This window comes from Erythrobacter sp. HA7-11 (assembly GCF_055693605.1).
In genome coordinates this window covers 1,293,750-1,314,234 of record NZ_JBVFUF010000002.1, presented here as the reverse complement: position 1 = coordinate 1,314,234, position 20,485 = coordinate 1,293,750, and the positions used below count along the sequence as shown (strand labels likewise).

The window sequence follows — 20,485 nt, the reverse complement described above, 5'->3', positions numbered from 1 at the left end:
CGGCTTCTTCGTGCCTTCGCGCCTTCGTGTAACCAACAAGCTGGATTCCGGATCGGGGTCCGGGATGACGGTGTGCAGTCGCCCTAAGAATAGATCGTCGCGCAGTCCTGCGTCACCTTCTGCATCTCGCTGCGGCGCTCACCGAACGCGTCAGTGATCGTCAGGCCCTTGCGGTCGAACTCGCCCTTCATACAGCCACAGATGCTGCGCGCTTGCGGCTTCAACTCCGCCGGAAACTGCGCGCGGGCCACGCATTGCTCGACAAAATCCTCATCGAGCCGCTTGTCGACCTCCGCCCCGATCTCGTCGCGCGCGGTGAACGAAAACGTGACCAGAAATCCGATGATCCCGGCCACGATAAAAACCAGCACTTTCTTCATGACTGTCCCCCTCCCCGGGTTTCATAGCACATCCGCGCGGCGCTCGCGTCAGGTGTGCGCAGCGGAGGCAAAGGCCTCACGCTCAAACCAACAAGCCGCGCCTCGCCCTCAATTGCCCCAGTCGTCGCCGCCTGCGCTGTCGTCATACGCCTGCTCGTCATAGCCGGCATTCCACATATCCATCTCCGCCGAGCTGAGTGCGTCGTCGGATGACGGATCAAAGCACCCGTAATACGCCTCTTCAAAGGCGGTGCGGTTCATGCGGGTGCCGGGATTGTTCTTCACGAATTTGTCGTGCCGCGCGCGCACGCAATTGCACTTTTGCCGCTGCTCGAAAGAGAGCTTGCCTGCGGCCTGATCCTTTTCGCAAATCTGCTCATATTCGGCGAAGGCCGGGCTGCTCTCGCCCAGACCCTGATAGGTTGCCATTCCGATTAGCGCGACGATGCCTACGCCGCCAAATGCCCGAAGTTTCATATGCGCCCTCCCATTTGTGCGGGAGAGGTGGGTAGAGCTAAGTCGTTAATTCGCGGTTATTTTGTGTGGGGTGCGGGGCTTGGCCTGGTGCTCGGCCCGATAGAGCCGCAAGGGCCTTGCGCCCGCCCGCAGCGATGCTCCTCTTTTCAACACCGTCACCCTGAACTTGGTTCAGGGTCCATCCCCAGCGCTGACTAATAAGGTTGTTCTCGGCGATGGATGCTGGAGTAGAAGACGGCCAACGGCCTAACGAGTTCAGCATGACGAGGAAGTTACTCCGCCGCTTCCTTCTGGCGGATCAGCATCGGTTTGAGATACTGCCCCGTGTAGGAGCGCGGTTCCTCGGCCACCTCTTCCGGAGTTCCCTGCGCGACCAGCTCGCCGCCGCGCACGCCTCCGTCGGGGCCAAGGTCGAGGATGTGGTCTGCGGTTTTGATGACATCGAGATTGTGCTCGATCACCACCACCGAATTGCCCTGTTCGACCAGGCGGTGCAGCACTTCGAGGAGCTTGCGAACATCCTCAAAATGCAGGCCCGTGGTCGGCTCATCGAGAATGTAGAGCGTCTGCCCGGTGGAGCGTTTCGACAGCTCCTTCGCCAGCTTCACCCGCTGCGCCTCGCCGCCTGACAAAGTCGTCGCCTGCTGGCCGACCTTCACATAGCCCAGCCCCACCTCGTTCAGCATCCGCATCTTGTCGCGGATCGGCGGCACGGCTTTGAAAAACTCTTCCGCATCCTCGATCGTCATGTCGAGCACGTCGGCGATGCTCAGCCCCTTGAACTTCACCTCGAGCGTTTCGCGGTTATAGCGTTTGCCGCCGCATTCCTCGCACGTCACATAGACATCGGGGAGGAAGTGCATTTCGATCTTGATCAAGCCGTCGCCGGTGCATTGCTCGCAGCGTCCGCCTTTGACGTTGAACGAGAAGCGGCCCGGCTTGTACCCGCGCGCTTGCGCTTCGGGCAGGCCGGCGAACCAGTCGCGGATGTTGGTGAAGGCGCCGGTATAGGTCGCGGGGTTGGAGCGCGGAGTGCGGTCGATGGGGGACTGGTCGATCTCGATCACCTTGTCGCAGAACTCGAGCCCTTCGATGGCCTCGTGCTTGCCCGCGATGACGCGCGCGCCATTGAGCACCCGCGCGGCAGAGGCGTAAAGCGTGTCGATGGTCAAGCTCGATTTGCCGCTGCCGGAGACGCCGGTGATGCAGGTGAAGGTGCCAAGCGGAATGCTGGCGGTGACGTCCTTGAGGTTGTTCGCCTGCGCGCCCTTCACGGTCAGTCTGTGCCCATTGCCCTTGCGCCGTTCGGTCGGAACCGCGATCTCGCGCCGCCCGGTGAGGTAGTCGGCGGTGAGGCTCTTGCGGCTCTTCATGATCTGCTTGAGCGTCCCTTGCGCGACCACTTCACCGCCGCGCACACCTGCGCCGGGGCCTAGGTCGACGATATGGTCGGCCTGCCGGATCGCATCCTCGTCATGCTCGACCACGATCACGGTGTTGCCGAGATCGCGCAGGCGCTTCAGGGTTTCGAGCAGCCGGTCGTTGTCGCGCTGGTGCAGGCCAATGCTGGGTTCATCAAGCACATAGAGCACGCCCGACAGGCCGCTGCCGATCTGGCTCGCAAGCCTGATCCGTTGGCTCTCACCGCCCGACAGCGTGCCGCTGGTGCGGTCGAGATTGAGGTAATCCAGCCCGACGTTGTCGAGGAAGCCCAGCCGCTCGTTGATCTCTTTGAGGATCGCTTTGGCGATTTGCGATTGCTGATTGGTGAGCTTGTCATCGAGGGCGAGGAACCACTCCTTCGCATCCGACACGCTCATTGTCACCGGCGCGGCAATGTCCGTTCCCGCAACCTTCACCGCCAGCGATTTCTCGTTGAGCCGCTTGCCGCCGCAGGTCTCGCATGGCTGCGCGGTCTGGAACTTGCCCAGCTCTTCCTGCATCCATGCGCTTTCAGTTTGCATCATCCGGCGGTTCAAATTGCCGATTACGCCCTCAAACGGCTTGTTGACCGTGTACTCCTTGCGCCCGTCCTTGAATGTCAGCTGCACCGGCATCCCGCCCGTGCCGTGCAGGATGATCATGCGCTGATCCGGCTCCAACTCCTTCCACGGCGTCGTGATCGTGAAGTCATAGGCCTTCGCGAGGCTGGTCAGCACTTGCATGTAATAGGGCGACGGCGGGTTGGACTTGGCCCAAGGCGCAATCGCCCCCTGCTTCAGCGTTAAAGCCTCATTCGGCACGACCAATTGCTCATCGAACAGTTGCTTTTCGCCAATCCCGTCGCAGGTCGGACATGCGCCCTGCGGCGAGTTAAACGAGAACAGACGCGGTTCGATCTCTTCAATGGTGAAGCCGCTTACCGGACAAGCGAACTTTTCGGAGAACACGATCCGGTCGGCAGGGATGCCTGCGCCTTTCATTGCGCCACCAGACGCCTCTTCATCCTCGCGCCCTGGCACCACACCATCGGCGAGGTCGACATAGGCCAACCCTTCGGCCAGCTTCAGCGCCGTCTCGAAACTATCGGCAAGCCGCGTCTCCAGCCCCTTCTTCACCGCCAGCCGATCAACCACGACCTCAATGTCGTGCTTGAATTTCTTGTCGAGCGCAGGCGCTTCTTCAATCGGATAAAGCTCCCCGTCGATCCGCACACGGCTAAAGCCAGCCTTCTGCCATTCGGCCATTTCCTTCCGGTATTCACCCTTGCGCCCGCGAACGACCGGCGCGAGCAGATAGAGCCGCGTGCCTTCAGGCAATTCCATCACCCGGTCAACCATCTGGCTGACAGTCTGCGCGCTAATCGGTTTACCCGTCGCCGGAGAGTAAGGCACACCCACCCTCGCCCATAGCAGCCGCATGTAATCGTAAATCTCGGTGACGGTCGCGACGGTCGAACGCGGATTGCGGCTGGTCGTCTTCTGCTCAATCGAGATCGCGGGAGACAGCCCGTCAATATGCTCGACGTCGGGCTTTTGCATCATTTCAAGGAACTGCCGCGCATAGGCGCTGAGGCTCTCGACATAGCGCCGCTGCCCCTCGGCATAGATGGTATCAAAGGCGAGCGACGACTTTCCCGAGCCAGACAGGCCCGTAACCACGATCAGCGCATCGCGCGGCAGATCAATATCAACGCCTTTGAGATTGTGCTCGCGCGCACCGCGGACCGAAATTTTTGTAAGAGCCATAAGAGTGTTTGTTCCGCAAATGTTCGCTTTGGTCAAGGCGGTCCGTTGCACGACCCACAGTCGGATCGAGCAATCGCGCATAACAGCTTAGCGATGGGGCAGTGATCTGGTTCCAACAGGATAGGTATTGGGACGGCATTTTCCAATCTCTCGTGATGGAGCAAACCGCGTTAGATTCGAGCTTCGAGATGAATTTTAATCGCGCTCGCCCCCGTGGACCTACAGGAAACCTGAAGTTTCGCGATTTCGTCTGAACCTTAAGGTTGTACGTCTCTTTGCAAGTCTTCCCCCAAGCCTTTCGGGTCGCACCACGAGGTTCGTCGGTCAGAGTTTCAAAGATACCGGGCCCGGCGCGATGATCTCGCGTCGGGCTTTGTATCTCCCTCATCGACCGCCCCTTGCATTCGCGCGCAATTTCCGGTTCATGTCGCGCAACTATAGTTAACCTCTTACGGCGGGATCCTAACCGGGCCATTGCGGTCTGGTCCCTGCTTGGTCGCAATCAAACCGGAGATATTATGAAGGCCCATCTTTTGGCCCGCACTGCCCCCCTTACCCTCGCCGCTGCCATGCTGGCAGGCTGCGCGACAACCTATGGAGACGATGGCGTGGACCCCATTGCCGAAGCTCAGGCCGAAGCTGCCTATTCGCCCGACATCCCCGAAGGCACAGGCTATTTTGCTTCAGACAGCACGCTACCGTTCCTTGCGCCCGATTTCACCAAGATCAGCGAAGACGACTATCTGCCGGCATTCGAGCAAGGCATGGCGATCCAGGCAGCCGAGGTTCAGGCGATTATCGACAACCCTGCAAAGCCATCTTTCGACAATACGATCGTTGCACTCGAGAAATCGGGCCGGATGTTGGGCCGCGTCTGCCGCGTCTTCTTTGCTCTGACGGGTCAGGCAACGACAGATCGTTTGGATGCGATCAATCAGGAAATCAGTCCCAAGCTAACCGCCCATTCAGATGCGATCACACTCAACCCCGAACTGTTTGCCCGCGTGAAAGCGGTTTATGACCAGCGCGCGAGCATGGCGATGACCGTCGAAGACGCGAAACTGCTCGAAGAGACCTATTCCGGCATGGTGCAAGCTGGCGCGCTGCTCACCGAAGCGGAGCGAGAGCGCGTGAAGGCGATCAACTCCGAATTGTCGACGCTGACCACCGATTTCAGCCAGAAAGTGCGTGATGCGACCAATGCTGGCGCGGTGATCGTAGATACACGCGAAGAACTCGCTGGTTTGTCCGATGCTGAGATTGAAGGCGCAGCGGCGCTTGCAGCTGAGAAGGGCCACGAAGGCAAGTTTGCTATCGCGCTGCAGAACACCACGCAGCAGCCTTTGCTGCCCGCGCTTGAAAACCGCGAGGTTCGCGAGCGCCTGTTCAAGGCCAGCGTCAATCGCTCCGATCAGCCGGGCGAGTTCGACACGCGCATGTTGCTCGCCAAGATCGCGACCCTGCGCGCCGAGAAAGCGGCTTTGTTCGGCAAGCCCGATTGGGCCAGCTACACCATGTATGACCGGATGGCGAAGGAGCCGCGCACCGCTCTCGACTTCATGGAGCAAATGGTCCCCGCCCTCGCCGCGACCCAGCGCCGCGAAGCTGGCCTGCTCAATGAGCGGATCGCAGCCGATGGCTTCAACTTCGAGGTTCAGCCTTGGGACTGGTACCGCTTCGCCAACAAGGTGAAAGCGGAACAATACGCCTTCGACGAAGACGCGGTGAAGCCATACTTCCAGCTTGAAAAAGTGCTGGAGGACGGCGTGTTCTACATGTCGGAAAAGCTTTACGGTCTGACCTTTGAACGCCGCGACGACATCCCCGTCTATCACCCTGATGTATGGGTCTATACCGTGTTCGATTCTGATGGAAGCGAGCTCGGCCTTTTCTACTTCGACCCGTTCCAGCGCCCGAGCAAACGTGGCGGCGCATGGATGAGCAATTTCGTCGATCAGAGCGATCTGTGGGGCACCAAGCCGGTGATCTACAACGTGCTCAACATCCCGAAGGCACCCGAAGGCGAAGTGCAACTCGTCAGCTTTGACAACGTCGAGACGACCTTCCACGAATTCGGCCACGCGCTGCACGGCTTCTTCGCTGATCAGCGCTATGAAAGCCTGTCCGGCACGGCAACGGCGCGCGACTTTGTCGAGTATCCGAGCCAGGTGCACGAAATGTGGGCGACCTACCCTGAGGTGCTGCAAAACTACGCCAAGCACTATGAAACGGGCGAGACGATCCCGATGGAGTTGGTCGAGAAGATCCAGGCCGCATCGAAGTTCAACCAAGGCTATGATTTCGGCGAAGTGGTCGAAGCAGCCTTGCTCGATATGAAGTGGCACGCATTGTCACCGGAGCAAGCCGCCGCCATCGACACGCCGGAGAAGGTCGACGCCTTCGAGCGCAAGTCGCTGGAAGAACTTGGCCTTGAGATCGACCTCGTCCCGCCGCGCTATCGCAGCTCGTACTTCAACCACATCTTCTCGTCACCAGCGGGCTATTCCGCGGGCTATTACAGCTATTTGTGGACCGAGATGCTGGATAAGGACAGCCGCGCCTGGTTCCTCGAAAATGGCGGCCTGACGCGCGCAAATGGCGATCACTATCGCAAGACCGTGCTCAGCCGCGGCGGCACGATGGACTATTTCGAGATGTACAAGAACTTCGCCGGACGCGAGCCGGACGTGACATACATGATCGAAAGCCGCGGGCTTACGGGCGGCGACACCGAAGCCGATGTCGGCACATCGGACGGCAGGCTCCCGCCGCGCACCGTCGATAGCGGCGCCGAGTAAGCCTCAAAACGGCAACAAAGAGAACCCCCGGTAGGCTCCGCGCCCGCCGGGGGTTTCTTTTTTCACCTGAGACCAAACTTAGGCAGCTACCGGCTGAGCTTCCTGCTCCTGCTCCTGCTCGCCGCACGCCAGCAATTCGACGAATTTCTCGGCATTGATCGCGACGTCATCCGGACCGATCTGATCGAACGGATCCTCAAGATGACTCTGAATATTGTCGAGGCCGGTCAGGATAATCGCGAAAAGCACGGGCATCACATAGGTCAGGATATCGGCTTCGTATTCGAGCGCGAGATATGCGAAGTACGGTCCGTAAATGATTGGCAGCACAATGATAAAGAAGTCGCTGAACGCGCTCAGCGTGCGCGGCGTGCGGTACTGATAGATATGCTTCACGCTCTCAAAAGCGACAATCATCTTCGAGATATACTGGTTGCAGCGTGAGCACTCACCCGAAGCGAGCCCCTCCTCACGCATACGCTTCACGAATTCGGACAATTCGGAGAATGAGGCATAGACCTCGCGCTCATGGATCGAGATGTCCTGCCGCTCAGCCTTGAATAGGTCGCGGCAACTCTTCAGCAGATGGATCAGCACACCCTCAAGGTGGTCTTGGCGATCCTCGCTTTTCTCGGGCAGCCAATCGCGCGCGGCGAAGTATATCGCGCGGCCATGCGCTTTGATCGTGCCATAGTCGTCAAGGGCAGCTTCGCGGCGCTTGTAAGCATGGCCGATCGAAAACACGATCGGGAAGATCACCGCCGTTGAGATAATGGTCAGCGGATAATCCGCGATCAGGTTCACGCGAAGCGAGAACCACGTCGCGAAGACCGCCAGGATTGCGATCCCAAGCGTCTTCCAGTTTACAATCAGCCCAATACGGGAAATTCGTTCCAACACGTACACGCCCCCTATGATGTGCGTGCGTGCGGGCTTAGCGCCGAGGGCTTGAAGTATGGTTAAACCGGAATTTGACCCTCAGCTGTCAGAATCCGGGAAAGCCCTCCACCCGTCCGGAATATCCCGTCTGAAGGATCGGAATATCGAGCGGCTTTCCATCCCGATCTTCAAGCGCGAGCGTGCCCACGACGAAACCTTGTGCGCCCTTCGCGATTGCCACGGAATCGCACGAAGTGACATGCGCAGGGATCGCCAGCTTCTCACCCATTCGCTTCCCCTCCAGCACATCCACAATATAGAAATTGGGCCAGAGTCGGTCTTGGCGCCCCGAACGCTCACCTGAAAAGCGAACTTTGAAGATTTCGCCGACCGCACCACTTTCCAGCTCCGGTTTCTCTTCCATCACAGGATAAATGGTTTTCTCGAATTGCGGTCCTCTACATGCCATCGCCGGACTTGCAGAGGCGAACAAAGCGCAAGATGCGAGCGCCGCGGATAGAATGCGTTTCATGGGTTTCTCCCTCGTTCGAGCCCCGCCTTAGCGCCCGCGTCTTGCCGCAAGTTGAACGCCTTATTCAGTCACAAGCGCCTGCGCACCGGCATTTCCAACCCAACGCGCCTCAACGCCCCAGACGTTCTCGATCATCGTGGTCGTGAGTGCTTTTTCCGGCCTGCCGTCAGCCACCAGGCGCCCCTCGCGCAGCACCAGCACGCGATCCGCGTGGTTCATCGCGGTGGCGAGATCATGCAGCACGATCACGACACCTTGGCCTTCCTCTGCCGCCGATTTGAAATGACGGATCAGCGCGCTTTGATGCGCGAGATCAAGCGCAGCAAGCGGCTCGTCTGCGAGGATCCATTGCGGCTCCCCTGCTAGAACACGCGCAAGCAGAACGCGGGCCTTTTCTCCGCCCGACAGCTTGCTTGCAGGACGCGATCGTAGGCCTTCAAGCGACAAGGCTGCAATCGCCCGTTCAATCGCTGGCTTTCCGCGATCGCGATGCGGCATTCGGCCAAGCGCGACGAGATTCTCGACTGCAACATCCCAAGCAATTTCTGCGGCTTGCGGGAGATAACCGAGAGACTTTGCCCGCTCGCTTGCAGCAATTTTTGTCAATGCGCGGTCATCTAGCGTGACGCTGCCCGCCGCCGGTGTCAGCAGTCCAGCAAGCCCCAACAACAGGCTCGACTTTCCCGCTCCATTCGGGCCACAAATCGCGGTGATTTTGCCCGGCTCTAATGCGGTTGAAACCTGACCCAGCACCAGCTTGCCGCCGCGCGCCAGCGAAAGATCGTCAGCGGCGAGCATCACAGCGCGCCCTTTCGCATCTTCAAGAGCAGCCAGAGGAAGAACGGCGTGCCGATAAGCGAAAGCGCAATGCCAAGCCGCAACTCCGTGACCAGCGGGAGTACGCGCACCGCGCTATCCGCGACCAAGACCAGCAACGCCCCCGCGAGCGCGCTGGGCACGATCAGACTGGAGGGCAGTCGGTCGGTTAGCGAGCCGCACCAGATGCGGCACGATCAGCCCGACAAAGCCAATAATCCCTGCCACCGCGACGCCAGCACCAACGGTCAGCCCGACGCCGACGACAAGCAGCCACAGCAGCAAAGACGTGTTGACGCCCAAACTGCGCGCCGCCTCTTCGCCGAGGGTTAGCGCGTCGAGCGGCTTTGACGCCAAAATAAGCACACCGATACCAAGTGCGATCAAAGGCGCAGCTATGGCGACCTCGCGCCACGACCTGTCCGTTAGAGCTCCGTTGAGCCACAGCACAATCTCGCTCATTGCAAACGGGTTTGGCGCCAGCGTGATCGCGAGTGCCGTCAGAGCGCCAGCAAGGCTTGCGATCATCAATCCGGCAAGGGTGAAAAGCGCTATGCCGCCGCCCATTCCTGACGACGTGCGGCCAGCGATCAGCGCGAGCAGCGCCATGCCCAGCGCAGCGCCGATCAGTGCAAAGGATGGCAAAGCCCATGCGCTCGCCGCATAGCCCAGCCAGAAACTCGCCACTGCGCCCAGCGCCGCCATAGGGGCGATGCCGAACAGACCTGGGTCTGCGAGCGGATTGCGCAGATAGCCCTGCATCGCTGCGCCCGCAGCGCCCAACCCTGCACCGACTACAATCGCGAGCACGCTGCGCGGCAAGCGGAGCTCGAGCAGGATCAGGGCAGCATTGGGCGTGCTCGCCGGATCAATCCAAACGCGCCCGGCCAGCAGCGATACGGGCAAAGCCAGAACCAGCAGCACAGCGAATGTCGAGGTCGCGCGGCTCATGGATGCGCCCCGCGCCAAAACTGGCTGCGAAATTGCTCGCGGATCTCCGCCAAGCGCTCGCGCGCTTTGAGAATAGTCGGGCCGCCGCAATAGATCAGCTGTGGATCGAAATCGGCGACCAGAAACTTTGTCTGCTCGGCCAGCGCCGGGTGGACAAGCCCGCGATCAGAGCCAGACACGAGCAGAATGTCCGGCGGATCGGTCATAAGCTGCTCAAGCGTCACGCGGTCGCTTTGCTGGAGCCCGCGCGCTGATGTGTAATTGGTGAAACCCGCCCAGTCGAGATGCTCGGCCACCATGGTTTCCCCGCCTGCAACGATCTGCCCCTGTTGCCAGAGAAGCGCGGTAAAACCGGTATCTTCGCCGATTGACGCTTGGGCAGAAATTGCAGTTGTGAGCGCCTCGCCCTGCTCAGGTTTCAGAGCCAAAGCTGCGATACGATCGATCTGAGAAATACTCTCTATGGCGTTGTTTGGACTGCCGAACACCTCAATCCGTAGCCCCATTTCTTCTAGCGCTGCCCTTGTCGCAGGCTGCATGAATGTGCTTGCGAGCACGATGTCGGGATTGAGCGCGAACACTTCTTCAGCGGTGCCGCCGGTAACGCCGAATTCGTAAGCGCGCTCGACTTCCATCGAACTGGCGTTCGGATCGCGGCTGTAATGCGAAAGCGCGAGGATTTGCTCAGGCGCGGCCACCTCCACCAGAATAGCATCGGTGCAAGGGTTGAGGCTGACGAAAGTTGGCACATTTTCGTTTTGATCGTCTGGCGCCGCGGCAGGCGCACTGCAGGCCGCAGCCGCGCTCGCAAGCGCAGCCGTCATCCATCCGATCACCTGCCGTGACATTCCGCGCAAACCGCCCATCCCTCAGCGTCTAAGCCGTAGTCGATAGGGGCGACTTTACCGGCGAGCAACCCGCCTCGGCCACCCCTGTTAACACGCCTGGTCAACCTGTTCGGTTTCGGGACGGCCCGATCTGCGCCGTCGCGCGCGACGGCAAGTGATCCTACTTCGAGGTCAATCGCACTATGTGGACATTCAAACGCACTCCTGATCGGCAAAAGCCCATATGCCTGCCAGACCTTTCTGGCGAGGCATCGACCGAGCGCGCTCCGCGTCTGCCGCTCAAGCGCCGGTTGATGGTGCTGAGTGCAGCGATTGCAGTGCCTGCTATGGCAGCTCCAGGAGACTTTGGAGCGATTGCCGCCGATGCACCGAGCGACGAAGCAGAAACGCGTTTCGCGTCAGCGTCGGCGATGCCGTTCGAACAGCCTGGCGGGAGTTTCCCCGGGTCTGCGTTCTACTATCTTGCAGACCCGCCCAAGGATGCCTTGGTCGCGCTGCCGACCGTGGACCCGCTCGACATAGGGGCCGATGGCCGCGAGATTGGCGCGCTGATAGATGCTGGCCCCGCCGCCAGCCCGTTCGTGAATCTTGCCAGCGGGACAAGCCAGTCACGCGCACTGCAATGCCTGTCGCAAGCCATCTATTACGAGGCAGCGAGCGAAAGCGAAGCGGGCCAGCGCGCAGTCGCGCAGGTTGTGCTCAACCGGGTGGCGCACACCAGCTGGCCGTCGAGCGTATGCGGAGTTGTTTATCAGGGCTCGCAGCGCAAAACCGGCTGCCAGTTCACCTTTACCTGCGATGGCAGCCTGCGCCGCAATGCGAGCGCTGGCGGCATGGCTAAAGCTCGCCGGATTGCATCGGAAGCGCTTTCGGGCAGCGTCTATTCGCCAATCGGGCTCGCTACGCACTACCACACACTCTGGGTGAACCCGTACTGGGCGAGCTCGCTCGATCACATCGGGACCGTGGGCGCGCACCGCTTCTACAAGAACCGTGGCCGCGCGGGGACGAAAGCCGCTTTCACACAGAGGTATGCCGGGTTTGAACCAAGTGCAGCTGCGGCAGCCGCAGCGCGTACCGCGGAATTTACGCCGCGGATCGATCCTGTAGCGGTAACGGCGGTGCCCGCTTCCAACGCGCGCACTCAGGCGACTTTGTCACCTGCCACGCCATCAGACCGCCGTTCGGCGCTAAAGCCTTCGACACCTGACGCAGCGCTTGCCGACCAAGGCTTGCGAGAAGCCGGGCAAGTCAAAGCGCCCTATTCCAATGCGGGACAATGGAAAGACGGCGCTGCTGCTGTGCTTGCTGCCCAAGACAAGAAGCGCATCGAAGTCCAGAACTTCAGTGGATCTGAGCTGGAATAGCTGAACAATAGTTCTAGCACCGCGTACGGAGTTTCCCGCTGCCGTCCCGAAAGCTTGGGTTAATCCGTCGGAAACCCTATCCCAACACTCGGGCTTAGCGGGTCGGCTTTAAAGGCATCAACAGAGATCGCTCATTGTGTGCGCCCAACCAGCGCACCAACCAGGATAAGTGCCCCGTTATGACCATCCACTTCGCCGCCGCGCGGACGCCTGCCTGTTCTCCGATAGCTCGGGCACTGGCGAAGCGCGCCACCGTCAGGGCGGCCAACGATAATGGCAACACGGTTGCCAATGACGAAGTGCTAAAAGCTGCATTGCGTCATTTCGGCAAGCATGGACTGGCCGCTGCAAAAGTTGCCCGCAGCAATGCCAAGGACGCTTTTTTCGAAGGCGACCGCCAGTCCTATGACTGGTGGCTCAGCATCACGCGCACGTTGGACCGCCGGCTTGCGCTCAAACTCGAAAAACAGATCGAGCCGCTTGAACGGGATGAAACGACAACCCCATTTGTCTGAGCTTCGCGACTACAATCGACCAAATTCTCAGAAGAAAATCTCGTAAGCGCCGCATTAACCAGCCTTTGACTTGTTAGGACTAGGTCGATTTCATGGTGGGCAAACAGGGGATCATCGTGAGGCTTCTTAGTGTACTTGCTGTGCACAATCGTGCCGACACACTGTCCGCGCGCGTCCGCCGCATTCTCGTCGAAACCCTCTACACGCAGCCCACCAGCCTAGCAGTCGGTGCGATTACCGGCGTTGCGTCATCAATAATCGCCGCTTGGATCACCAATAATCGCCTGCTTATGGTCGGCTGCGTTGTCCTGGCGGTCATTGCTGCGACCCGGGTGACAACGGCAGTCCGCTTGTCGCCCAACCGCCGCGAGACAAGCACGCGAACACTTGAAGCGCTCTACGAGATCGGAGCGTTCAGCTACGCTTTTGTCCTTGGTCTGGTCGCTTCCGTAACCATCTGGTTTGAGCTCCAATCCGACGTTCAGGTTCTGATGGTCGCAAACGCGCTTGCCTACGGCGTGGGCGTTTCCTCGCGAAATGCTGGCCGGCCTTTCATTGCTATCGGCCAGCTGCTTTTGGTGTGTGTGCCTCTGATGATATCGGTACGCCGTGATAGGGACGCCTGCGTTTCTGACACTGGCCGCGACGATTTCTCTTATGGTCCTTGCGATGGTCGCCATCATCATGGACGTCTTCAAGATCATCCGCGATTCTATCTCGGTACCGCCGAACACAGCGCCAAAATGGCCGAAAAGATGCAAGTTCTGGCGCGAACTGACGTGGTAACAGGGCTGGCCAACCGCGCCGGTCTAAACCACGCCATGGTTGAAACCATGATGGCGGTTGATCGCGATACGCGTCTTGGCGTGTTCTGGATCGACCTTGATCGCTTCAAGGAAGTGAACGACCTGCTCGGCCATCCCGTTGGCGACCGAGTTTTGACAGAAGTTGCCCGGCGCCTGCGCGATCTTGCTCCGGAAAAAGCAACCGTGTCACGCTTTGGGGGCGATGAATTTGTTGTGTTCTGCCCGATCACTGACCGCAAAGATGCAGAGCGGATTGCGAGCGAGATCCATGCCGAAATGATGCGAGCAATTCGCGTCGAAGGCGATCTGCTGGAAGTTCGCGCCTCTGTCGGGGTCGCCTTATTGCCAGACGATGGCGATGACGCCGATACGGTTATGAAATCGGCTGACCTTGCGCTTTATCACGCGAAAGTCGGAGGCCGCGCGCAAACCCGGTTTTTCGACAAAAGCATGACACGCGATCTGCTGCGTCGCCGCGAGATCGAAGGCGAACTTCGCACGGCCTTGCAGCGTGACGAACTCTCGATCTTCTTCCAACCCATCATTGATCTTGAAACCGGACGAATTCGCACGTTTGAAGCACTGGTTCGCTGGTTCCACCCGGATAAAGGCGAGCTGCGCCCTGACGAATTCATACCCGTGGCGGAAGAAACGGGTGTGATCGTCACATTGGGCAATTGGATTACAGCACAGGCGGCGCGCTCGGCGATGAATTGGCCTGAAGACATCACCTTGGCCGTTAATCTCTCGCCCTTGCAGATTCGTGCTCCGGGCGCAGCGCTCGGCATCAAGAATGCGCTGCGCGAAGCTGGACTTGACCCGAAGCGACTCGAACTCGAGGTCACCGAAAGCTTGTTTATCGACGATAACCACGCAACCGAAGCGTTCATTGCAGAGCTTTCTGAAATCGGCGTGAAGTTTGCGCTCGATGACTTCGGCACAGGCTATTCGTCGCTGGGCTATATCAACACTTTCCCGTTCTCGAAGATCAAGGTTGATCGCAGCTTTGTCTCCGGCCCGAACGTTGGCAAGAAAAGCGACGCGATTATCAGAGCGGTTGCCGAGATGGGATCAACCCTCGAAATGCAGATCGTCGCCGAGGGCCTTGAGACGGTCGAGCAGGTGCAGGCTGTGCGCGCAGCCGGCTGCTCGCTCGGGCAGGGATATTACTTTAGCAAGGCTGTGCCCGATTACCTTGCTACGATGCTGCTGACCAAGGAGCGCGAGGAGTTGGCGGAGAAAAGCGGGTTACGCCGAAGCGCCTGACAGGCGGCAGAGCCGCTAGCCAACGCCTGCGCCAATTTACGCTTCCCCACTGCACACTTGGTGCAAAACTTCCGCGATCCAGGACTTTAATGCTATTGCGAACTACTTGCATAAATAAGTGTAATCACAGGCGCTTTGCAGGTTGCAATCGTTAATATCCCCGCCTAGGTCGGACTCCTCAAAACGCTGGTGAATTGGCCGCTTGGGACGGCGCCCCTTTGCCGCAATGCGTTTGCAACCCAATTCTCGTCCCGATGATGCAACAGAAGGACTTCCCCCTAATGGCCCGCAAGAAGATCGCGCTTATCGGCTCCGGTATGATTGGCGGCACGCTCGCTCACCTCGCCGCGAAGAAGGAAATGGGCGACATCGTCCTGTTCGACATTGCCGAGGGTATGCCGCAGGGCAAGGCGCTCGACCTCAGTCAGTGCGGCCCGATTGAAGGCTTCGACGCGAAGATCACCGGCTCGAATGATTATGCCGACATTGCTGGGTCGGACGTAGTCATCGTCACTGCTGGCGTGCCGCGCAAGCCCGGCATGAGCCGCGACGATCTGCTCGGCATCAACCTCAAGGTCATGAAAGCCGTCGGCGAAGGCATCAAGAACAACTGCCCAGACGCATTCGTGATCTGCATCACCAACCCGCTGGACGCGATGGTATGGGCACTACGCGAATTCTCCGGCCTGCCGCATAACAAGGTTGTCGGCATGGCAGGCGTGCTCGACAGCGCGCGTTTCGCGACTTTCCTCGCATGGGAGTTCGATTGCTCGGTCAAGGACGTGAACGCTTTCGTACTCGGCGGCCACGGCGACACGATGGTCCCGGTCAAGAGCTACACCACGATCAACGGCATCCCCGTTGACGATTACGCCAAGATCAAGGGTGTGTCGGCTGAACGCATCGACGAAATCGTAGACCGCACCCGCAAGGGCGGCGGCGAGATCGTCGGCCTGCTCGGCAACGGCTCGGCCTATTATGCTCCCGCAACATCGGCGATTTCGATGGCCGAAGCCTATCTCGGCGACCAGAAACGCATCCTGCCATGCGCGTCGTACGTTCAAGGCAAGTATGGCCTCGACGGGCTTTACGTGGGCGTCCCTACCGTGATCGGCGCGGGCGGCACCGAGGAGGTGATCGAAATCGAACTCAGCGACGAAGAGAAAGCCAACCTCAAAGTCTCAACCGACGCGGTCGAGGAGTTGCTTGATGCGTGTAAGGGGCTGGATAGCAGCCTTGCGTAACACTTTCGCATCCCCGGCAACAGAAGGTAAAGTGACCATGTACAAAGCATCAATTTATGGTGCGGCGGCCATCGCCATGTCGCTTTCGTCGGTTTCGGCTGCGAACGATCAGCCTGTGACGCAGATCGACATGAAAGAAGCAATTTCCATCTGCACGAGCCTGTTCGAGGATGCGATGGCCACGAAGGCGGAGCTGAAAGAGGCGGGTTGGGTAAAGCCGGATAGGGAAATCGCCCCTGTTTATAGTGAGGCAGACGCCGCCGCTCTACAGCGCGGTGATGTGTCGATCATTTACGTCGGCCCTAAGAGCTCTTTTTCCAAGGACACGAAGGACTTTCCCGGAAGTTGTCAAATTGCAGGTCCAGGTAACGCTGTGGTTGCAGCGACCGCCATCTCTGCTTTCACCGGCCTGACGGCAGAAAGCCATGTCGATACGTCAAAATATGTGTTTAACAGTGTCCAGTTCGTCACTGACACCCGTTTGATGGAAGTGGCCAGTATCAACAAAGAAAACACGGCGATGCGTTTTCAATATGCCGTCCGACCAACGCCACTGCAATCAAATCCGCCTCAATAAATCAGTCGATCACAGACTTGGCCTGAGCCGTTCGGCCAAGTCGAAATAGGAGCATCGCATGAGCATCCTCGTAAACAAAGATACCAAGGTCATCACTCAAGGGATGACCGGCAACACCGGCACTTTCCACACTCAGCAGGCGCTCGATTACGGGACGCAGATGGTTGCGGGTGTCACGCCGGGCAAAGGCGGCACCGAGCATATCGGTCTGCCGCAATTCAACACTGTGCGCGAAGCCAAGGAAGCGACCGGCGCGACCGCTTCGTGCATTTATGTGCCCCCGCCCTTCGCAGCGGACGCGATCTGCGAGGCGATCGATGCCGAGATGGAGCTGATTATCGCCATCACAGAGGGCATTCCGGTGCTCGACATGGTCCGCGCCAAGGCTGCGCTCGAAGGCAGCAAATCGCGCCTCATTGGCCCGAACTGCCCCGGCGTCCTCACTCCCGAAGAGTGCAAAATCGGCATCATGCCCGGCTCTATCTTTAAGAAGGGCAGCGTCGGCGTTGTTTCTCGCTCCGGCACGCTCACCTATGAAGCTGTGCACCAGACCACTATGGTCGGCCTTGGCCAGACCACAGCGGTCGGAATTGGCGGCGACCCGGTGAACGGAACCAACTTCATCGACGTGCTCGACCTGTTCCTTGATGATCCGGAAACCGAGAGCATCATCATGATCGGTGAAATCGGTGGATCGAGTCGAAGAAGAAGCCGCCGAGTTCCTCAAGCAAGAAGCCGCCAAGGGCCGCAAAAAGCCAACCGTTGGCTTTATCGCTGGGCGCACCGCACCTCCGGGCCGCCGCATGGGCCATGCCGGCGCGATCGTTTCGGGCGGAAAGGGCGGCGCGGAAGACAAGATCGCGGCGATGGAAGATGCGGGCATCCGCGTCTCGCCTTCACCGTCAGAGCTTGGCACCACGCTCGACGCAATGCTGAAGGAAATGGCCTGATCCAAGGCGCGCCCTCGCGAATAAGCGGGGGCCTCCCCTCCTCCCCGGAGAATACCAATGGGTAACGAACCGCAAGATTTCATCCCGCAAATGTCCGATCAGGACGGGCCGCAACCCGGCCCGTCCTGGAGCAATCCGCGCTGGCCGCTGAATGACGGCGCTGCGGGCGATGACCTGACGCAGGCGCTCGATCCGACCGTGATGAAGCTCGCGGTCGAACAGGCGGCAAAGGGCGCGGGTAAGAAGCTCGATCCCGCAGCGATCCAGAAAGCGGCAAGCCTTTCCATCGCGGCGATGACACTGGTGCGGCTCTACCGTGTACGCGGGCATATGGCCGCGGACCTCGATCCGCTCGGCCTGTCGGGCCACAACATGCCCGAAGACCTGACGCTCGATTTCCATGGTCTTGCCGGCAAAGAAGACGAGGAAGTGTTCGTCGGCAGCGTGCTCGGTCTCGAATGGACTACCGTGCGCGAACTGCACGAGGCGCTGAAGACGACCTATTGCGGCAAAGTCGGCCTTGAATACATGCATATCGCCGACACCAAAGAGCGGCGGTTTTTGCAGGACAAGTTCGAAAGCCCTGGCGAGACGATCCAGTTCACGCCCGAGGGCAAGCGCGCGATCCTCGCTGCGGTGGTTCGCGGCGAGCAGTACGAAGCATTCCTCGGCAAGAAGTATGTCGGGACCAAGCGCTTTGGTCTGGATGGCGGCGAGTCCATGATCCCTGCACTCGAAGCGGTGATCAAGCACGGTGGCTCAGCCGGCGTGCGCGAGATCATTTACGGCATGGCTCACCGTGGGCGCTTGAATGTGCTCGCGAACGTGATGGCGAAGCCATACAAGGTCATCTTCCACGAATTTTCCGGCGGCAGCGCCAGCCCCGAAGATGTCGGTGGATCGGGCGATGTGAAGTATCACCTCGGCACCAGCACCGACCGCAGCTTTGACGGGGTCGATGTGCACATGTCGCTCGTTCCCAACCCATCGCACTTGGAAGCGGTTGATCCGGTCGTGCTGGGTAAAGCGCGCGCTCAGATGGCCGTGCGCGATGATCTGGAAGATAAGGACCAGGTTCTGCCCGTGCTGATCCACGGCGATGCCGCCTTTGCCGGGCAAGGCGTCGTGTGGGAAAGCCTGAGCCTGTCGGGCGTTAACGGCTATGACACGGGCGGCTGCTTGCACTTCATTATCAACAACCAGATTGGCTTCACCACCTCGCCACGGTTTGCGCGTAACTCGCCCTACCCATCCGACGTGGCGAAAGGTGTGCAGGCTCCGATCCTGCATGTGAATGGCGATGATCCCGAAGCGGTGACGTTCGCCTGCAAGCTTGCGGTCGAATACCGCCAGAAATTCAAGCGCGACGTTGTGATCGACATGTGGTGCTATCGCCGCTTTGGCCACAACGAAGGCGATGAACCCAAGTTCACGCAGCCGCTCATGTATGATGAGATCCGCAAGCATCCCAAGGTTAGCGTCGGCTATTCGCAGCGCCTGATCGAAGAAGGCGTGATCGAAGGCGGCACGCTCAATGAATTGCAGGACGAGTTCGTCAAAGAGCTCGACGCGGAATTCGAAGCGGCCAAAAGCTATAAGCCAAATGAAGCGGATTGGTTCGCAGGACGCTGGGCGGGCCTCAACAAGCCAGTCGATCCGGAAACCGCGCGGCGCAATGTCGACACCGCGATTGAGCCCAAGCAGTTCGACAGTCTCGGCCGGGTCCTGACCGAAGTTCCGGACGACCTCGAAATCCACAAGACCCTGGGCCGCGTGCTTAAGGCCAAGGAAGAGATGTTCTCCTCCGGCGAAGGGTTCGATTGGGCCACCGCAGAGGCGCTTGCCTTCGGCAGCCTCGTGATGGAAGGGTACGGCGTGCGCCTGTCCGGTCAAGACAGCGGGCGCGGCACCTTCTCCCAGCGTCACGCCGTTTGGATCGATCAGCGCGATGAGCGCAAGTATATCCCGCTCACCACGCTGCCGCACGGCAAGTTCGAGGTCTATGACAGCACCCTGTCCGAATATGGCGTCCTAGGCTTCGAATACGGGTTTGCGATGGCTGACCCCAAATCACTGGTGATGTGGGAAGCGCAATTCGGCGATTTCGCCAATGGCGCTCAGATCATGATCGATCAGTTTATCGCCAGCGGCGAAGCAAAGTGGCTGCGCGCAAACGGACTCGTGATGCTGTTGCCGCATGGTTATGAAGGCCAAGGTCCTGAGCACAGCTCAGCGCGGCTTGAACGCTTCCTGCAATTGTGCGCGAACGACAACATTCAGGTCTGCAACATCACCACACCGGCAAACTATTTCCACGTATTGCGCCGCCAAATGCTGCGGTCATTCCGCAAGCCGATGGTGATCATGACGCCGAAGTCGCTGCTGCGCCATCCGATGGCGAAGAGCGAGCGCGAAGAATTCCTCGGCGAGCATCACTTCATGCGGATCAAATCAGACCCGTCCATGGCTCCCGACAGCGCCGCCGACAAGAAGATCAAGCGACTGGTGCTGTGCAGCGGCAAGGTCGCCTATGACCTGATCGAAGCGCGCGACGAGGCAAAGCTTAAAGACGTCTCGATTGTCCGCATCGAACAGCTCTACCCCTTCCCCGGCGATCCACTGGCCGTGCGCCTGAAGCGCATGACCAATCTCGAAGAGGTCGTTTGGTGTCAGGAAGAGCCCAAGAATAACGGTTCCTGGTTCTTCGTGAACGAGCGGATCGAAGAGGCGCTGAACGACGCAGGGCACAAGGGCATGCGCCCAAGCTATGCCGGCCGTGACGCTGCCGCGTCTCCTGCGACCGGCCTCGCAAAGCGCCACGCCGAACAGCAAGAAGCGCTGGTGAAGGCCGCGCTCGGTATCAAGAAGTAACTGAATTCACCGCACAAACG

The 20,485-nt window shown here is 59.5% G+C and carries 14 protein-coding genes and 2 pseudogenes; 8 read left to right on the top strand and 8 right to left on the bottom strand.

Annotated features, from left to right (window positions below):
- Positions 1-83: 83 nt before the first annotated feature.
- The 3 genes from ACZ1GU_RS06830 to uvrA form a co-directional block, all read right to left on the bottom strand.
- Positions 84-380 carry a hypothetical protein gene (locus ACZ1GU_RS06830; protein ID WP_472647296.1) on the bottom strand — a complete coding sequence of 99 codons (297 nt, stop codon included), beginning with the start codon at positions 378-380 and terminating at the stop codon, positions 84-86.
- Between the two features lie 108 nt (positions 381-488).
- A complete protein-coding gene (locus tag ACZ1GU_RS06825; RefSeq protein ID WP_472647295.1) occupies positions 489-857 on the bottom strand; it encodes a hypothetical protein in 369 nt (122 codons plus the stop codon).
- Positions 858-1,129: 272 nt separating this feature from the next.
- Positions 1,130-4,045, bottom strand: a complete 2,916-nt coding sequence (uvrA, locus tag ACZ1GU_RS06820) for an excinuclease ABC subunit UvrA (protein ID WP_472647294.1) — start codon at positions 4,043-4,045, stop codon at positions 1,130-1,132.
- Positions 4,046-4,563: 518 nt separating this feature from the next.
- Between uvrA and ACZ1GU_RS06815 the strand changes: the two genes are divergently transcribed.
- Positions 4,564-6,843 carry a M3 family metallopeptidase gene (locus ACZ1GU_RS06815; RefSeq protein ID WP_472647293.1) on the top strand — a complete coding sequence of 760 codons (2,280 nt, stop codon included), beginning with the start codon at positions 4,564-4,566 and terminating at the stop codon, positions 6,841-6,843.
- 78 nt (positions 6,844-6,921) lie between these two features.
- Here the strand turns inward: ACZ1GU_RS06815 and ACZ1GU_RS06810 are convergent, their stop codons facing one another.
- From ACZ1GU_RS06810 to ACZ1GU_RS06790, 5 genes and pseudogenes are all read right to left on the bottom strand, one after another.
- Positions 6,922-7,740, bottom strand: a complete 819-nt coding sequence (locus tag ACZ1GU_RS06810; protein WP_472647292.1) for a hypothetical protein — start codon at positions 7,738-7,740, stop codon at positions 6,922-6,924.
- Positions 7,741-7,828: 88 nt separating this feature from the next.
- Positions 7,829-8,254 carry a hypothetical protein gene (locus ACZ1GU_RS06805; RefSeq protein ID WP_472647291.1) on the bottom strand — a complete coding sequence of 142 codons (426 nt, stop codon included), beginning with the start codon at positions 8,252-8,254 and terminating at the stop codon, positions 7,829-7,831.
- A gap of 60 nt (positions 8,255-8,314) precedes the next feature.
- Positions 8,315-9,052: an ABC transporter ATP-binding protein gene (locus ACZ1GU_RS06800; RefSeq protein WP_472647290.1), complete on the bottom strand. Its 738-nt coding sequence runs from the start codon at positions 9,050-9,052 to the stop codon at positions 8,315-8,317.
- Positions 9,052-10,021, bottom strand: a pseudogene (locus tag ACZ1GU_RS06795) (FecCD family ABC transporter permease). The gene ACZ1GU_RS06800 and the pseudogene ACZ1GU_RS06795 overlap by 1 nt, the downstream one beginning before the upstream one ends.
- Entirely contained in the window at positions 10,018-10,869 is an 852-nt protein-coding gene (locus tag ACZ1GU_RS06790) for an ABC transporter substrate-binding protein (RefSeq protein ID WP_472647289.1), read from the bottom strand. The pseudogene ACZ1GU_RS06795 and the gene ACZ1GU_RS06790 overlap by 4 nt, the downstream one beginning before the upstream one ends.
- A gap of 182 nt (positions 10,870-11,051) precedes the next feature.
- Between ACZ1GU_RS06790 and ACZ1GU_RS06785 the strand changes: the two genes are divergently transcribed.
- From ACZ1GU_RS06785 to ACZ1GU_RS06755, 7 genes and pseudogenes are all read left to right on the top strand, one after another.
- Positions 11,052-12,236 carry a cell wall hydrolase gene (locus tag ACZ1GU_RS06785; protein ID WP_472647288.1) on the top strand — a complete coding sequence of 395 codons (1,185 nt, stop codon included), beginning with the start codon at positions 11,052-11,054 and terminating at the stop codon, positions 12,234-12,236.
- Between the two features lie 179 nt (positions 12,237-12,415).
- Positions 12,416-12,751 (top strand): hypothetical protein, encoded by a 336-nt coding sequence (locus ACZ1GU_RS06780; RefSeq protein WP_472647287.1) that lies wholly within the window; start codon positions 12,416-12,418, stop codon positions 12,749-12,751.
- Positions 12,752-12,843: 92 nt separating this feature from the next.
- Positions 12,844-14,823, top strand: a complete 1,980-nt coding sequence (locus ACZ1GU_RS06775) for a putative bifunctional diguanylate cyclase/phosphodiesterase (RefSeq protein ID WP_472647286.1) — start codon at positions 12,844-12,846, stop codon at positions 14,821-14,823.
- Positions 14,824-15,104: 281 nt separating this feature from the next.
- A complete protein-coding gene (gene mdh, locus ACZ1GU_RS06770) occupies positions 15,105-16,067 on the top strand; it encodes a malate dehydrogenase (RefSeq protein ID WP_472647285.1) in 963 nt (320 codons plus the stop codon).
- 37 nt (positions 16,068-16,104) lie between these two features.
- Positions 16,105-16,644 (top strand): hypothetical protein, encoded by a 540-nt coding sequence (locus tag ACZ1GU_RS06765; protein ID WP_472647284.1) that lies wholly within the window; start codon positions 16,105-16,107, stop codon positions 16,642-16,644.
- A 58-nt stretch (positions 16,645-16,702) separates the two neighbouring features.
- Positions 16,703-17,594 (top strand): annotated as a pseudogene (gene sucD, locus ACZ1GU_RS06760) (succinate--CoA ligase subunit alpha).
- Positions 17,595-17,651: 57 nt separating this feature from the next.
- Positions 17,652-20,465 (top strand): 2-oxoglutarate dehydrogenase E1 component, encoded by a 2,814-nt coding sequence (locus tag ACZ1GU_RS06755; protein ID WP_472647283.1) that lies wholly within the window; start codon positions 17,652-17,654, stop codon positions 20,463-20,465.
- The last annotated feature ends 20 nt before the right edge of the window (positions 20,466-20,485 follow it).

Bases quoted from the DNA above. Each gene is read 5' to 3' on its own strand.
- ACZ1GU_RS06830 (WP_472647296.1), bottom strand. From the start codon at position 380: ATGAAGAAAGTGCTGGTTTTTATCGTGGCCGGGATCATCGGATTTCTG.
- ACZ1GU_RS06825 (WP_472647295.1), bottom strand. From the start codon at position 857: ATGAAACTTCGGGCATTTGGCGGCGTAGGCATCGTCGCGCTAATCGGA.
- uvrA (WP_472647294.1), bottom strand. From the start codon at position 4,045: ATGGCTCTTACAAAAATTTCGGTCCGCGGTGCGCGCGAGCACAATCTC.
- ACZ1GU_RS06815 (WP_472647293.1), top strand. From the start codon at position 4,564: ATGAAGGCCCATCTTTTGGCCCGCACTGCCCCCCTTACCCTCGCCGCT.
- ACZ1GU_RS06805 (WP_472647291.1), bottom strand. From the start codon at position 8,254: ATGAAACGCATTCTATCCGCGGCGCTCGCATCTTGCGCTTTGTTCGCC.
- ACZ1GU_RS06800 (WP_472647290.1), bottom strand. From the start codon at position 9,052: ATGCTCGCCGCTGACGATCTTTCGCTGGCGCGCGGCGGCAAGCTGGTG.
- ACZ1GU_RS06790 (WP_472647289.1), bottom strand. From the start codon at position 10,869: ATGTCACGGCAGGTGATCGGATGGATGACGGCTGCGCTTGCGAGCGCG.
- ACZ1GU_RS06785 (WP_472647288.1), top strand. From the start codon at position 11,052: ATGTGGACATTCAAACGCACTCCTGATCGGCAAAAGCCCATATGCCTG.
- ACZ1GU_RS06780 (WP_472647287.1), top strand. From the start codon at position 12,416: ATGACCATCCACTTCGCCGCCGCGCGGACGCCTGCCTGTTCTCCGATA.
- ACZ1GU_RS06775 (WP_472647286.1), top strand. From the start codon at position 12,844: ATGGTGGGCAAACAGGGGATCATCGTGAGGCTTCTTAGTGTACTTGCT.
- mdh (WP_472647285.1), top strand. From the start codon at position 15,105: ATGGCCCGCAAGAAGATCGCGCTTATCGGCTCCGGTATGATTGGCGGC.
- ACZ1GU_RS06765 (WP_472647284.1), top strand. From the start codon at position 16,105: ATGTACAAAGCATCAATTTATGGTGCGGCGGCCATCGCCATGTCGCTT.
- ACZ1GU_RS06755 (WP_472647283.1), top strand. From the start codon at position 17,652: ATGGGTAACGAACCGCAAGATTTCATCCCGCAAATGTCCGATCAGGAC.